Consider the following 14,343-nt stretch of genomic DNA (forward strand, 5'->3'; position numbering starts at 1 on the left):
GGCATGTTGCGCTGCGATGATAAGGGCGCGAGGCGGGGTATCATCAACCGCGCGTGTGCAGGATGCGGTCAGCTTGACGCTGCAACGGGCTGCCACCGATCATCCCGCGGCATGAACGGCCCCGTGAAGGGCCGCGGCTTGGGGAGAGACGTGATGGCATTCGACCTGCCCGGTGACCGGCGCGGCATGCTGCAAGGGGGCGGAGCCTTGCTTGCCGGCTTGATCGGCGGCTTCGGCATCAGCCCGGCCCTCGCCCAGGACATGTCGCGCGAAACCAGGCGCTCCGAACGGCCGCTGAAGGCCGCCTTCTCCAATGCCGGCCTGCAGGCCACCTGGTGCGCCCAGGGCAAGCAGGCGGCCGAGTGGTGGGGCCGGCTGTTCAACGTCGAGGTCACCTGGTTCGACGGCGAGCTGAACGCCACCAAGCAGCGCAGCGCCATCGAGAACATGGCGAGCCAGAAGTGGGACTTCGTCGCCATCCAGGCCTTCGGCATCGGCACGCTGGCCCAGCCGGTGAAGCGGATGATCGATGCCGGCATCCCGGTGATCGACATGGACACGCTGATCGCGCCGCTCGACAGCATCAATGTCCACAGCTTCCTCGCCCCCGACAACGAGTTCATGGGCGCCTCCGTCACCCAGGCGCTGGTGGATGCGATCGGCGGCAAGGGCATCGTGACGATGACCCAGGGCGCGCTCGGCCATACCGGGGCGCAGGGCCGTGCGCGCGGCTTCGATTCCGTGGTGAAGAAGAACCCCGGCATCGAGGTGGTGGACACGACGCCGGGCGACTGGGACGTCACCAAGGTCTCGCGCCTTTGGGACACGCTGCTGACCAAGCACCCGAAGATCGATGCCGCCTATTTCCACAACGACGACATGGCGCTGGCCGCCCACAACGTGATGAAGGCGCGCGGCCGCACCAACATCCTGATCGGCGGCTGCGACGCGATGCCGCCAGCGCTGGCCGCCGTCTCCGACGGGCGGATGCATGCGACGGTGCGCAACCCCTCCTGCCGCATCCATGGCGGGGCGGTCGTCGCCGGCGTCGCCGCGGTGGTCGCAGGCCAGAAGACGGGCACCGGCGCGGGGCAGATCCCGAAGCACGTCATCACCGACGGGCCGGTCGTCACCAAGGCCAACGCCCCCGGCATGGCTTGGATGGAGAGCCAGTTCCTGATCTGATGACGGACCGCAGCGCGCCCCTGCTCGAGCTCCGGGGCATCAGCAAGTCCTTCGGCGGCGTCACCGCCCTCTCCGGCGTGGACTTCACGCTGGAGGCGGGCGAGATCCATGGCCTGGTTGGCGAGAACGGCGCCGGCAAGAGCACGCTGATGAAGATCATCGCCGGTGTGCACACCGGCTTCGAGGGGGAGATGCGCATCGCCGGGCAGCCGGCGCGGCACCGCTCCGCCCGCTCAGCGCGAGATGCCGGGATCGGCATGGTGCATCAGGAGCTGAGCGTGGTGCCGGAGCTTTCCGTCGCCGAGAATGTCATGCTCGGCGTGCAGCCGGTGAACCGGCTCGGCCTGGTGGACTGGCCGGGGATGATGCGGCGGGCGCGAGCGCTGCTCGCCGAGCTCGGCATCGCGGTCGATCCGCGGGTGCCGATCGGCAGCCTGCCACTCGGCCTTCAGCAACTGGTCGAAATCGCCCGCGTGCTTTCCTCCGGCGCCCGCATCGTCATCCTCGACGAGCCGACCTCCGCTCTCTCGCCGCCGGAGGTGGAGGTGCTGTTCGGCCTGCTGCGCCGGGTGCGGGACAGTGGGCGGAGTATCGTCTTCATCTCGCACTTCCTTGAGGATGTGCTGGCGATCTGCGACCGCATCACCTGCTTCCGCAACGGCAGGCTGATCGAGACGGCGCCGGTCGCGGCCATCGACAAGGGCTGGATCATCACCCGCATGATCGGCGCCGGGCATGAGGAGCTGGAGGCGGGCTATACCGGGGAAATCCGGCTCGACAGCCGGCCCGGCGCCCCAGTGGTGCTGGCCTGCGAGGCGGCCTCCGGCCCCGGCTTCCGCGAGGTCTCGCTGGAGGCGCGGGCGGGCGAGGTGCTCGGCATCTACGGCTCGATGGGGGCGGGCCAGCTCGACCTGGCGCGGGCGCTGTTCGGGCGGACGGCGCTGTCGGGCGGGCGGCTCTCGCTCGACGGGCGGCCGCTGGCGCTCCGCAACACCGCGGCGGCGCGGCGGGCGGGCATCGCCTTCGTGCCGGAAAGCCGCCGCAGCATGCTCTTCGCCCAGGAGCCGGTTTACCGGAACGTCTCCATCAGCATCCTCGACCGCATCTCGCGCCTCTGGGTTAAGCCGGCGGTGGAGCGGGAGATTGCGCAGCGGCATGTGGAGGCGCTCGGCATCCGCCCGCCCTCGGTCCACCGGCGGCTCGGCACGCTCTCGGGCGGCAACCAGCAGAAGGTGGCGCTGGCCAAGTGGCTGACGCATCTGCCGCGCGTCCTCGTCCTCAGCGAGCCGACGCGGGGGATGGATGTCGGCGCCAAGGAGGAGGTGGTGCGGATTGTCCGCGGCCTGCGCGAACAGGGCATCGCCGTGCTCGTCGTCTCGACCGAGCCGGAGACGGTGCTCTCGCTCGCCGATCGTATCCTCGTCATGAAGCGCGGCGAGGTCCGCGAGGAATTCGCCGGCGGCACGGTCAGCAAGGACCGCCTGCTCGCCGCAGCATAGGAAAGATCGTCGATGAGCACGAGCGACAGCGCCGTCCTTCCCCGCAGCGGCGGCGGCCTGCGATGGCTCCAGGGGCAGCTCCGCAACATCGCGCCCTTCGCCACGCTGCTGGTGCTGGTGGCGCTGTTCAGTATCGCCAGCCCCTCCTTCGCCACGCTCGACAACGTGGCGAACATCGCGCGGCAGGTCTCGGTGACGGCGATCATCGCCGTCGGGCTGACCTTCGTCATCCTCTGCGCCGAGATCGACCTCAGTGTGGCGAGCGTGGCTAATGCCGTCGGCATCATGGTCGCCTTCTTCACACTGCAGGACCAGAGCGTGAATATCGCCAATATCCCGCTGCCGGGGGCGGCGGCCATCGCGCTGGCGCTGCTCGGCAGCGTGGCGCTTGGCGCGGTGACGGCCTTCGGGGTGACGGTGATCGGCATCCCCTCCTTCATCATGACGCTGGCGATGCTGCAGATCGGCGCCGGCATCTGCGCCATGCTGGTACGCGGGCAGATCGCTTACAACGTCCCCGCGCCGATCGAGCTGCTGGGCTCGGGCTCCATCGGCCCAGTGCCCTGGATCGTGGTGGTGGCGGTGCTGGTGCTGGTGCTCGGCCATGTGGTGCTGAGCTACACGCGCTTCGGGCGCTACGTCTACATGGTCGGCGGCAACCGCGAGGCGGCGGAGTATTCCGGCGTCAACGTCAAGCTGGTGCTGGCGGCGGTGCTCATCATTTCGGCCGTCTGCTCGGGCATCGCCGGGATGCTGGGCGTCGCGCATTTCGGCAGCGCGCAGCAGGACGAGTTCGACAACTACCTGCTGGACGCCATCTCGGCCGTCGTCGTCGGCGGCACCAGCCTGTTCGGCGGGCAGGGGGGCATCGGCAATACCGTGGTCGGGCTGCTGGTGCTCGGCGTGCTGAACAACGGGCTCGACCACGTCAGGATCGACAGCTTCCTGAAGATCCTGATCCGTGGGCTGATCCTGCTGCTGGCGCTGGTGATCAACGTCTATGCGCAGCGGCTGCGGGCGAAGGCGTGACGGCGGTCAGGCCGCGGCGATGAGGGCCGGGCCAGGTGCCGGCGCCACGCGGCGTGGGCCCCGCACGGCCCAATAAAGCGGGATGATGCCGAGGGCCGCCGGCAGCACCGCGAGCGATGCGGCGGGGGCGGCCCAGGCCACCAGCGCGGCGACCAGCAGCCCGGCGACCGCGCCGCAGTCCCAGCCGGCCTCGAGGTTGATCTGGAAGCGGTAAATCGCCCCCGAGCGCTTCGCCCGCGCATAGACCGCGCTCATCACTACGGGTCCGTAGAAGCCCATGATCGCCGCGCCGGTGGCATTGGCCATGACGGCGCCGAGCGGCCACCAGGCCGAGGTGGCGCGGAGCGCGAAGCTTCCCGCCAGCGCGGTGCAGACGAGCAGGAGGCAGCGGTCGCGCTGCCCCCGGTCGATCGCGTGACCGCAGAACAGGCTGACCGCCGCGCCGGCGAGGCCCGCGATGGCGTTGGCGGCGCCGAAGGCCTCGTAATTCGCCCCCATCGAGGAAAAGAGCAGCATCGGCCAAACGAAGGTGAGGCCGGAGGAGATCCAGCCATCCGCCGCGAAGGTCGCCACGCCAACCCGGTCGGTGCCGCGCAGCGCCTCGCGCAGGCTCGGCATCGGCCCGCCCTCGATGCGGCCGATGCGGGCAAGCGGCAGGATGGAGAGCAGGGAGCAGAAGGCGGCGATGCCGAAATCGGCGGCCTCGCCGAAGGAGGCCAGCAACAGGCCGCCTACCAGGGGGCCGGCCACCGCCACCAGCGCGCCGACCGTCATCCGCTCGCCGAGCTGGCGGCCGAGCGAGCCCTCCCCGGCCGCGGTGGCCGCCGTGGCGGTGTGGTAGGCGGGCCAGTAGAGCGCCTCGGCCATCGAGACCGCGACGACCCAGGCGAGGAGCCACCCCGTGCTGCGGTCGGCCAGCAGGAGCGGGAGGAAGCCCAGCGCGCCGAGGGCCGCGCCGACCTTCATGCCGCCGGCGATGCCGACCCGCCGGACCACTTCGACCGCGAGCAGCCGGATGCCGCAGCGGACCGTAAGAAGGCCCGCATAGGTTGCCAGCGCCACCGGCAGGCCGAGGCCGAGCTTGATCAGGTAGGCACCGACGAAGCCTCCGGCCATTGCCGCGGCCAGGCCGAACAGGGCGGAATGCAGGGTGAGGAGGCGGAAGGGATCGAGGCGGGACAAGGTTGGAATCCGTGCGGGAGGCGGCGGGTAACGCCGTCCTTTCACGGAATCGTGAGCGGAATTTTAACCGAAGCGCATCGGCGCCAACCGCGGCTCAGGCGAAAGGGAAGGCGCCGGCCGACTCCCATGGCCCGCCGCGGTAATGCCACAGCAGCAAGCCGGTCCCGCGTGCGGTGAAGGGGGTGAAGGCCGTACGCAGGCTGGCATGCAGCGCGCGCGCCGCCTCGGCCGTCACCTTGTTCTGGATGGTGACATGCGGGCGGAGCGGCTGCCGGTCCTGCGGCGTCAGCCAGTCCCGCCAGCCGGCGGCGAGGCCGGCACGCAGCGTGGTCAGCCCGGGGGCGCGCAGCCGGTAGGCGACGCCGCGGCCCATCATCCAGACATCCTCCACGGTGAGGTCGAGGGCCGGCTGGTCACGGCTGGTTTCGGCGAGGTGGGCCGCGATCTCGTCGATCGCCTCGCCGGGGAGGTGGTGGAAGAGCGTGAGATGCGCGGCGAGGTGGTTGCGCTCGGGCGGGAAATGCGCCCGGCGCTCCCGGTCGAACCGAGCCTGGGTGGCGGGATCGAGGGCGAGGGTAAGGATCAGCGGGTCAACGCTGGCGGAGGAGCCGTGCCAGGACATGCGTTCCGAAATCTCCGTCTGCCGTAACCAGTTGTAATGGACGGAATTGATAACGGCATTGTTGGTTGGCGCTAAGTTTCCATGAGCTATCGTTAATCAGGGATTTAGGGAAGGTAGATGCCGCTGCAGCAGCAGCAGCGCGCAACAAGGCAGACCGTGAAACGCCTCCTGAACTCCAGGAACGGTCTGCTCAATTCTACAACATGGCGGTCAGGGATGATGCCGGCCCCGGGAAGTAGTGCCCTGGTACAGTCCATGCACGCATCAGGATGAGGTAAGGCGTGACATTTCCGAGCAGGGACACTGTGGCCCGGGGCGCGCTCGTCCTGGCGCGGCGCGTGTCGTGCCGCCAGCCGATGCACGGGCTGTCAAAGGCCGGTGAGGGCCGGGTACAGCATGAAAGTTCCGGTAACAACGGGCCTCTGGCGAAGCCGATGATTGAAAAGGAAGACAGGTGATCATCGTTGATACCGCGCTTGCCCGTCGCGAGTCCGAGGGCCGGCCAATCCAGGTCGGGATCGTCGGAGCCGGCTTCCAGGGCGCCGCCATCATCCGCCAGATCGTGACCGCGACACCCGGCATGCGGGTCGCGGCGGTCGCCAACCGGCATATCGACAAGGCGATCGAAGCCTTCACCGTGCTGGGGATCGAGCCCACCGTCTGCAACGGCCGCTCCGCCATCAATGCCGCCATCGCCCGCGGTCAGCCCGTGGTGACGGAAGATGCGGTAGGCCTGGCCGGCGCCGACGGCATCGACGTGGTGGTCGAAGTCACCGGCTCGATCGACTACGCGGCGGAGGTCGTCCTGGCGGCCATCACCGCCGGCAAGCATGTCGTGCAGATGAATGCCGAACTCGATGGGACGGTTGGGCCCATCCTCAAGCAGCGCGCCGATGCGGCCGGCGTGGTCTACAGCTTCTCCGACGGCGACCAGCCGGGCGTGCAGATGAATCTCTACCGCTTCGTGCGCGGTCTCGGCGTGACGCCGGTGCTCTGCGGCAACATCAAGGGCCTGCACGACCCCTACCGGAACCCCACCACGCAGAAGCCCTTCGCCGAGCGCTGGGGGCAGAAGGCGGCAATGGTGGCCTCCTTCGCGGATGGCACCAAGATCTCCTACGAGCAGGCGATCGTGGCGAACGGCACCGGCTTCAAGGTGGCACGCCGCGGCATGATCGGCCCGGACTTCTCGGGCGGTGACCCCTATGCGCCGCTGGTTCCCCTCGAGGAGACCGTCGCTTCCTTCGCCGAGCACCTCTCGGCCGGTGGCCCGGGGATCGTGGACTATGTCGTCGGCGCCCGGCCAGGGCCCGGCGTCTTCGTCCTCGGCACCCATGACGACCCGCGCCAGCAGCATTTCCTGAATCTCTACAAGCTCGGCACGGGCCCGTATTTCTGCTTCTACACGCCGTATCACCTTTGCCATTTCGAGGTGCCGACCTCGGTCGCGCGAGCGGCGCTGTTCGGCGATGCCGTACTCGCGCCGCGGGGTGGGCCGGAGGTCGGCGTCATCGCGGTGGCGAAGATCGACCTTTCGCCGGGCGACGTGATCACCGAGTTCGGCGGCTACCATGCCTATGGCGTGGCCGAGAACAGCGAGATCATTGCGCAGGACCGCCTGCTGCCGCTCGGCATCGCGCTGGGCTGCCGCATCACCCGGCGGGTGGCGAAGGACAGCGTCCTAACCTTCGCCGATGTGGAGATCCCGCCGGGCCGTGTCGTGGACAAGCTTTATGCGGAACAGGAGGCGCGCTTTCCGGTTCGTGCGCCGAAGATGGAAGTTGGAATCGCCTCATGATCTTCCACAAGACGACGCTGCAGGATGCCTGGCTGATCGACATTGAGCCGCGGGGCGACGAGCGCGGGATCTTCGCGCGCACCATGTGCCGCGAGGAATTCGCGGCGCATGGCATGGCGCAGGACTTCGTGCAGCAGAACATGTCCACATCGGCCAAGGCCGGCACCCTGCGGGGGATGCATTTCCAGCGGGCGCCGCATACCGAGGCCAAGCTGGTGCGCTGCATCCGCGGCGCCATCCTCGACGTGATCGTCGACCTGCGCTCGGGCTCGCCCAGCTACCTCCGGCACGAGGCCTTCGAGCTGACGGCGGAGAACCGCAAGCAGCTCTACGTGCCGCCCGGCTTCGCGCATTCCTTCCAGACGCTCACCGATGATTCGGAAGTGTCCTACCTGGTTTCGGCCGCTTATGCGCCGCAGGCCGAAGGGGGCCTCCGCTACGACGACCCGGTGCTCGGCATAGAGTGGCCGTTGCCCATCACGGCCATATCGGACAAGGATGCGAATTGGCCCTACCTTGTCCCGGGTGGCCCGCCGCTCTTCTGAGCCGGGCCTGTACGGGCCGGCGCTCGGGGCACCGGGCGTGGTGACGGGCGGGGAACTGGCGGACAGGGTGGGATTCGAACCCACGATACGCTTTTGACGTATACGCACTTTCCAGGCGCGCGCCTTCGACCGCTCGGCCACCTGTCCTCAGGGCGGCGGACCATAATCACGCAGCCCGCCGTGGGCAAGCGGCTACGTATCGCTTTCCGCATACGGGTTGGTCGTGCCGCGAAGCTGTAGCCGGATCGGCACGCCAGGCATGGCGAAGGCCTCGCGGAAGCCGTTCACCAAGTAGCGGCGGTAGTCCTCCGGCAACTGCTCGGCGCGGGTGCCGAAGACCACCACGGTCGGCGGCCGGGCCTTCGGCATGGTGGCGTAGCGCAGCTTGATGCGGCGCCCCTCGGAGAGCGGCGGCGGGTGGCGCGTGAGCATGGCCTCGAACCAGCGGTTCAGCTCGCCGGTCGGGATGCGGCGGTTCCAGTGGGCATAGGTCTCGCGCACCGCCGGCATCAGCTTCTCGACGCCGCGGCCGGTCTGGGCCGAGAGCGGCACCACGGTGATGCCGCGCATCTGGGCGAGGCTCGCCGTCAGCACGTCCTCGATGCGGCGGCGGGCGGCGGCGCGGTCCTCCACCGCATCCCACTTGTTCAGGGCGATGACGACGGCGCGGCCCTCGCGCTCCGCCAGGCGGGCGAGGCGCAACTCCTGCTCCTCCATCCCGAGCAGGGCATCGACGACCAGGATGGCGACCTCGCATTCCTTCAGCGCGGCGATGGAGGCGGCGGCCGACATCTTCTCGAGCGCCTGCTCGATGCGGGCCTTCTTCCGCAAGCCGGCGGTGTCGACGAGGCGGACCAGGGCGCCGGTCTCGTCGCGCCACTCGACCGCGACGGAATCCCGCGTGAGCCCGGGTTCCGGCCCGGTGATCATCCGCTCCTGGCCGAGCAGGGCGTTCAGCAGGGTCGATTTCCCCGCATTGGGGCGGCCGATGATGGCGAGGCGCAGCGGCCGGTCCGGGTCCTCCTGCTCCTCCGCCTCGGCGGGGAGGTGCTCGCGGATGGCGTCGTGCAGCTCGCCCATGCCGTCGCCATGCTCGGCCGAGATCGCCACCGGGTCGCCGAGGCCCAATTCATAGGCCTCGAAGGCGGCCTGGCCGCCGAAACGCCCCTCGGTCTTGTTCGCCACCAGGATGACCGGCACCGACTGGCGGCGCAGCCAGGTGGCGAAGGCGCGGTCGGCGGGGGTGAGGCCGGTCCGCGCGTCCATGACGAAGAGGGCGAGGTCCGCCTCGCGCAGCGCCGCCTCGGAGCTGGCGCGCATGCGGCCCTGGATGGTCTCGGGCGCCGCCTCCTCGAGGCCGGCGGTGTCCAGCAGGCGGACATCGCGGCCGGCGATGCGGGCCTCGGCCTCCTTGCGGTCGCGGGTGACGCCGGGGGTATCGTCCACGATGGCGATCTTCCGGCCGACCAGCCGGTTGAAGAGGCTGGACTTGCCGACATTCGGGCGGCCGAGGATGACGATGGTGGGGAGCATGGCGCTCCCTAGCGCATCCGCCGGCCGATGTCCCGCCTCAGGCGCCCTGGAGCGCCGCCACCACCGCATCTTCCGTCAGCACGTACATGACGCCGCCGGCGACGGCAGGCGGCAGCATGACGCCGTCCGGCAGGCGGACGCGGCCGGCGATCTCGCCGTTGGACGGGTCGACCTCCACCAGCTGGGCATTGCTGCCGGCGACCAGCAGGCGGCCGCCCGCGAGCACCGGGGCGGCCCATTGGATGGGGTCCCGCCGCCGCTTCTCGTCCTTGAAGCGCTGCAGGCTGGCGATCCAGCGTACCCGGCCGTCGTCCCGGCCGAGGCAGGCGATCTCGGCCCCGGTCGTCAGCAGGAAGACCCAGTCACCGGCCACCCAGGGCGTCTCGGCCGCCGCCACGTCCCGCTCCCACAGCCGTCGGCCGGAGCGGAGGTCAAGGGCGATGGTGATGCCGCCGAGGCCGCTGGCGAAGACCCGGCCGCGGTCGATCACCGGCAGGGCGGTGATGGCGGCGATGTCGGCCAGGCCGCCGCCGGAGGCGGAGCTCAGCGTCTCGCTCCATTGCGCGCGGCCGTCGCTGGCACGGATTGCCGCCAGCTCGCCGGACCCGAAGCCGGCGACGATCATCTCGCCTTCCACCGCCGCGGCCGGCAGGCCGAGCGCCATGGTGACGGTCGGCTGGCCGCGATAGGTCCAGAGCGTCTTGCCATCTTCGACCGAGAGGGCGAGCAGGTGGTTCTCGGTGGTCGTCACATAGGCCCGGCCGTTGGCGACGGTCAGCGCCCCGCGCGCCGGGGCGGGCAGGTCGACACGCCAGCGCGGCTTGCCGTCGGCCGGGTCGAGCGCCATCGCCTCGGCCATGCCGGTGGCGAGATAGAGCGTGCCGTTGTCGAAGGCGAGGGCGGTGCCGAGCGCCCCGTCCCGGTCCTTCTCGGGCCGGGTGTCGAAGGACCAGCGGCGGCGGCCGTCGAGCGCCGTCAGCGCCGTCACCGTCCCCAGCGCATCCGCCGCATAGACCGCGCCGCCGGCGACGATGGGCGGCGCCAGCAGCCGGCGGCGATAGGCGGTGCCGGTGCCGATGCCGGTCCGCCAGGCCTCGCCGAGGCGGAGGCCGAGGGCGGGGTGGCCCGCCGCATGGCTGATCGTGCCGCCGGCCTGGGGCCAGTCGGCATTCAGCGCCGGGGGCGGCAGGGTGACGGGGGCCTGGGCGCCCTCCTCGATGTTCAGCGGGCGCTCGACGGCCAGCACCGGGCGGCGCTCGCCGCGCAGCGGCACCTTCCGTTCGCCGAAGATGCCGTCGAAGGTGTCGGTGATCGACTCGCAGCCGGCCAGCAGGCCCGCGCCGCCCAGCAGGACCACGCGGCGGGTGAGGTTGGTCCGCATCAGCCGCCAATCTCCGCGAGCAGCTTGCCAGCCCGGTCGCGCACGCCCTGAGGCGTGGCCGGGGCCGTGGTCAGGCCGGTGAGCAATTGCTTCGCCTCCTCCGTCGCGCCGCGCTTCATCGCGGCCAGGGCCCGGATCTCCTGCACCGAGGCACGCCAGGGACCCTCGGCGAGGGGGGCCAGGCGGCCCTCGATCGCAGCCGGGTCGCCGGCATCGAGGGAGTGCAGCCCCCACATCACCGTGCCGAGGTCCCGGTAAAGCGGATCGATCGAGCCGTCACGCGCGACCTCCTCCCAGAGGGCAAGCGCACCCGCGCGGTCGCCGGCCTCGGCCCGCAGCGCCGCGGCGCGGAGGCGGGCGAGGCTGCGGTAGCCGGGCGGCGCCTCGGCGGCCAGGGCGGCGAAGCGGTCGGCCGCGGCGCGGCCGTCGGCGCCGGGCTCGGCGGCGGATTTGTTGGCGGCCATGTAGACCTCGGCGGTCTGGGCGGCCTGGTGGGCCTGCCACCAGCGCCAGCCCTGCCATCCGCCGACGCAGGCGACCGCGAGCAGCATCAGCCCGGCCAGCAGCCCGCCATAGCGGGCCATCAGCCGCTTCATGCGCTCGGCGCGGAGGTCTTCCTCCACCTCGTCGAAGATGTCGGCCACGCGGTCCTTCCTCGGGAGAAGGGGCGCTGCATAGCAGCCCGTTGGCGGTGCGTTAAGCCCGGCGCGCGCAGGCTGCCGGGCGATGCGATCGATGCTGCCCCTTCTCCTGATCCTGCTGGCGGGCTGCGAGCCGCTGACCGTGGGCGCGGCGGTGACCGCGGGCTCGGTCGCGATCATCGGGCGGTCGCCCGTGGATGCGGTGGTGTCCGCGGCGACGGGGCGGGATTGCTCGGTGGTGCGGCTCGACCGCGGGCGGGACTACTGCAAGCCAGTGGAGGCGCCGCCCGCGCCGCCGCCCTACTGCACGCGCAGCCTCGGCCGGGTCGATTGCTGGACGGCGCCGCTGCCGGGGCGGCGCGGCGTGGCGGATGGGCCGGCGACCCTCAGCGCGGCGCAGGAATCCAACAGGACCAAGCGCTGGCCGGGCCTGTGGTGACGCAACCGGCACCCTGGCCGGAGGTTGTTGCGCCATGAGCCAAGCCACCGGGACACCGCAGGACACCAGCCGCTTCAGCCTCGACAAGCTGAGCACGGTGGTGCAGACGCTGGCCATCCTCGGAGCCGGGGCCTGGGGCGTCTATACCTTCATCTACGAGGCGCGGATCAAGCCGGGGCTGGCGCCACCCAGCCTTTCCGTCACCACCACGCTCGAGAAGGCAGGGGAGCGGGATGGGCGGCTGGCCATCCGCTCCACGGTCACGCGGACCAATGTGGGCGAGGCGGGGGTGCGGGTGCTCGGCCTCACCTACAACGTCATCGGCACCGGGATGCGCTTCGCCGAACCCGAGGCGGGGCCATCGCCCGAAAGCCTGGCAGGGCGGAGCGAGGTCACCGCCGCGCGCTACGGCCGGGCGGAGCGGCAGGAGATGGTGCTGCGGCAGGGCGTGCTGTTCGCGGGTGCCACCGCGCTGCCGGCCGAACCCTCCGAATTGCAGCCGGGCGAGGCGGTGTCGCGCGACCTGATCTTCTATGTCGAGCGGGACCGCTACGATTCGCTGCGATTCCAGGTGGATCTGGCCTACACGAAGCTGTCCGAGCCGGCCGTGCCGCTCCTCCTCGCGCTCGGGCCGGACGGGCGCATCCGGGCCGAGTGCGCCGAGGCGGCGCGCTGCCAGGGGCTCACGACCACCGATTTCGGCACCGAATTCTCGCTCTGGTAGGCGTTGCTCCGATGAGCCGGCGATTCACGCCCCGAGCGGAAACACCCGGGGCGATCGCGGGCTAAAGCGGTTTCGTTCGCACCGGCTCACGGAACCCGCTCTAGCCTGTTGTTTTGGCCAGCAAATTACTCCGATCAGATGATTCCATCTGATCGGAGTTTGTTCTAGTCGCGCGCCTCGGCGAAGCGGACGCCGGTGCCGCGCGGGTTGCCGACCACCTCGTCCTCGCGCATGGCGACGGCGCCGCGAAGGATCGCCATGACGGGCCAGCCGGTGCAGCGATGGCCGGCGAAGGGCGTCCAGCCGCAGGGCGAGACGATCCAGCTTTCCTCGATGGTACGCTGGCGCTTCATGTCGACGAGGGTGAAGTCGGCGTCGTAGCCGGCGGCCAGCCGCCCCTTGCCGGTCGCGCCATAGACGCGCGCGGGGCCGGCGCACATCAGGTCGACGAGGCGCGAAAGGCTGAGGCGGCCGGCGCTGACATGGTCGAGCATCAGCGGGACGATGGTCTGCACGCCCGTCAGCCCCGCCGCGCCGTCGGGCCAGGGGCGCTCCTTGGCGGCGCGGCTGTGCGGCGCGTGGTCGGAGCCGACGACATCGACCGTGCCGTCGGCGACGGCGGCCCAGGCGGCGCGCATGTGACGCTCGTCGCGGATGGGCGGGTTCATCACCGCATAGCCGCCGAGGCGGTCATAGGCCTCGTCGGTCTGCGTCAGGTGGTTGAGCAGGACCTCGACCGTGGAGACGTCGCGGTAATCGCGCAGCAGCTCCAGCTCCTCGGCGGTCGAGACGTGGAGGATATGGGCGGGGCGGCCGGTCTTGCGGGCCAGCGTCATCAGCCGCTGCGTGCCGATGAGGGCGCAATCCACGTCGCGCCAGACCATGTGGTTGCGGTGGGGCATGCCGCTGGTGAAGAGCGGCTTGCGCTCCTGCAGCCGGTACTCGTCCTCCGAATGGTAGCAGATCCGCCGCCGGCCGCTGCGCATCACGGCTTCCAGCGAAGCATCGTCCTCGACCAGCAGGTCGCCGGTGCTGCTGCCGGCGAAGACCTTCACGGCGCAGACATTGGGCTGGATTTCGAGCGAGGCCAGCTCGGCGATGTTCTTCTTGGAGGCGCCGACATAAAGGCCGACATCGACCCAGGCGCGGCCTTCGAGATAGCCGCGCTTCCAGTCCAGCCGCTCCTTGTCCGTGATGGAGGGGGCGGTGTTCGGCATGTCGAAGACGGCGGTGAGGCCGCCGAGCAACGCAGCGCGGGTGCCGCTCTCCAGCGTCTCCACCGCCGGGTCGCCCGGGTCCCGCAAATGGACATGGGCGTCGATCAGGCCGGGGAGGATGTGCAGGCCGGTGCAGTCGATGGTCTCGGCCGCTTCGGCGGTGCGGAGGTCGCCGAGGGCGGCGATGCGGCCGGCGCGGACGCCTACATCGGTCGCCTCCTCGCCCCAGGGTAGGACGCAGGTGCCGCCGCGCAGCACGAGGTCGAAGGCGGGCATCGGCGTGGCTCCTTGCGGCAGTCGGAGGGGGGTTATCCCGCGATGTGCCGGAGCGGGGAAGAGGCGGCCCTCAATTGCGGCGAGGCGCCTCAAGAATTGAGGTGGAGAGGTGGGTAAGGTATTGTCCTGATTGGGAAATGCAGGTGGATTTGAGGAATTGATGGTTTTAGGGGAGGGGCCGGGATGGGCGCGGCCTAAGCGCTTTCAGGGAAGTATTCCTATACGAAGTCGCATCGGATGACAAGGATGCGGATGGGGCGGGCCGGGCCCGC

13 protein-coding genes and 1 tRNA gene are annotated in these 14,343 nt (G+C 70.4%); 7 read left to right on the top strand and 7 right to left on the bottom strand.

From position 1 onward, the window contains the following. Positions 1–153 precede the first annotated feature (153 nt). From LH62_RS08790 to LH62_RS08800, 3 genes are read left to right on the top strand one after another with little or no spacing between them, the layout of a single operon-like run. On the top strand, positions 154–1,185 hold the full coding sequence (locus tag LH62_RS08790) for a sugar ABC transporter substrate-binding protein (RefSeq protein ID WP_043360651.1): 1,032 nt from the start codon (positions 154–156) through the stop codon (positions 1,183–1,185). Then, positions 1,185–2,684: a sugar ABC transporter ATP-binding protein gene (locus LH62_RS08795; protein WP_043360653.1), complete on the top strand. Its 1,500-nt coding sequence runs from the start codon at positions 1,185–1,187 to the stop codon at positions 2,682–2,684. The genes LH62_RS08790 and LH62_RS08795 overlap by 1 nt, the downstream gene beginning before the upstream one ends. Positions 2,685–2,696: 12 nt before the next feature. After that, the gene (locus LH62_RS08800; protein ID WP_043360654.1) at positions 2,697–3,713 is read left to right on the top strand and encodes an ABC transporter permease; all 1,017 of its coding nucleotides are present in this window, start codon (positions 2,697–2,699) and stop codon (positions 3,711–3,713) included. Positions 3,714–3,719: 6 nt separating this feature from the next. Here the strand turns inward: LH62_RS08800 and LH62_RS08805 are convergent, their stop codons facing one another. Both LH62_RS08805 and LH62_RS08810 read right to left on the bottom strand, forming a co-directional pair. Beyond that, complete coding sequence (locus LH62_RS08805) at positions 3,720–4,895, bottom strand: hypothetical protein (RefSeq protein WP_043360655.1); 1,176 nt, start codon at positions 4,893–4,895, stop codon at positions 3,720–3,722. Positions 4,896–4,989: 94 nt separating this feature from the next. Beyond that, positions 4,990–5,517 carry a 2'-5' RNA ligase family protein gene (locus LH62_RS08810; protein ID WP_043360656.1) on the bottom strand — a complete coding sequence of 176 codons (528 nt, stop codon included), beginning with the start codon at positions 5,515–5,517 and terminating at the stop codon, positions 4,990–4,992. A 454-nt stretch (positions 5,518–5,971) separates the two neighbouring features. On the opposite strand from LH62_RS08810, the gene LH62_RS08815 reads away from it, so the two are divergent. Together LH62_RS08815 and rfbC are read left to right on the top strand one after the other, a co-directional pair. After that, a complete protein-coding gene (locus LH62_RS08815; RefSeq protein WP_052214012.1) occupies positions 5,972–7,315 on the top strand; it encodes an NAD(P)H-dependent oxidoreductase in 1,344 nt (447 codons plus the stop codon). Continuing rightward, the gene (gene rfbC, locus LH62_RS08820) at positions 7,312–7,860 is read left to right on the top strand and encodes a dTDP-4-dehydrorhamnose 3,5-epimerase (protein ID WP_043360657.1); all 549 of its coding nucleotides are present in this window, start codon (positions 7,312–7,314) and stop codon (positions 7,858–7,860) included. Before LH62_RS08815 ends, rfbC begins: the two co-directional genes overlap by 4 nt. Positions 7,861–7,916: 56 nt before the next feature. On the opposite strand, the gene LH62_RS08825 is transcribed toward rfbC, so the two are convergent. From LH62_RS08825 to LH62_RS08840, 4 genes are all read right to left on the bottom strand, one after another. Beyond that, positions 7,917–8,007: transfer RNA gene (locus LH62_RS08825), tRNA-Ser, on the bottom strand. Between the two features lie 45 nt (positions 8,008–8,052). Beyond that, on the bottom strand, positions 8,053–9,393 hold the full coding sequence (gene der / locus LH62_RS08830; protein WP_043360659.1) for a ribosome biogenesis GTPase Der: 1,341 nt from the start codon (positions 9,391–9,393) through the stop codon (positions 8,053–8,055). A gap of 37 nt (positions 9,394–9,430) precedes the next feature. After that, on the bottom strand, positions 9,431–10,774 hold the full coding sequence (locus tag LH62_RS08835; protein ID WP_043360661.1) for a PQQ-binding-like beta-propeller repeat protein: 1,344 nt from the start codon (positions 10,772–10,774) through the stop codon (positions 9,431–9,433). After that, entirely contained in the window at positions 10,774–11,418 is a 645-nt protein-coding gene (locus tag LH62_RS08840) for a tetratricopeptide repeat protein (protein WP_043360662.1), read from the bottom strand. The genes LH62_RS08835 and LH62_RS08840 overlap by 1 nt, the downstream gene beginning before the upstream one ends. Positions 11,419–11,509: 91 nt before the next feature. Between LH62_RS08840 and LH62_RS08845 the strand changes: the two genes are divergently transcribed. Both LH62_RS08845 and LH62_RS08850 read left to right on the top strand, forming a co-directional pair. Then, positions 11,510–11,854, top strand: a complete 345-nt coding sequence (locus LH62_RS08845; protein WP_043365426.1) for a hypothetical protein — start codon at positions 11,510–11,512, stop codon at positions 11,852–11,854. A 34-nt stretch (positions 11,855–11,888) separates the two neighbouring features. Further along, positions 11,889–12,578 carry a hypothetical protein gene (locus LH62_RS08850; RefSeq protein WP_043360663.1) on the top strand — a complete coding sequence of 230 codons (690 nt, stop codon included), beginning with the start codon at positions 11,889–11,891 and terminating at the stop codon, positions 12,576–12,578. A gap of 164 nt (positions 12,579–12,742) precedes the next feature. On the opposite strand, the gene LH62_RS08855 is transcribed toward LH62_RS08850, so the two are convergent. Next, entirely contained in the window at positions 12,743–14,071 is a 1,329-nt protein-coding gene (locus tag LH62_RS08855) for a dihydroorotase (RefSeq protein WP_043360665.1), read from the bottom strand. Positions 14,072–14,343 lie beyond the last annotated feature (272 nt).

Source organism: Belnapia sp. F-4-1 (genome assembly GCF_000802185.1).
Classification (GTDB): Bacteria; Pseudomonadota; Alphaproteobacteria; order Acetobacterales; family Acetobacteraceae; genus Belnapia.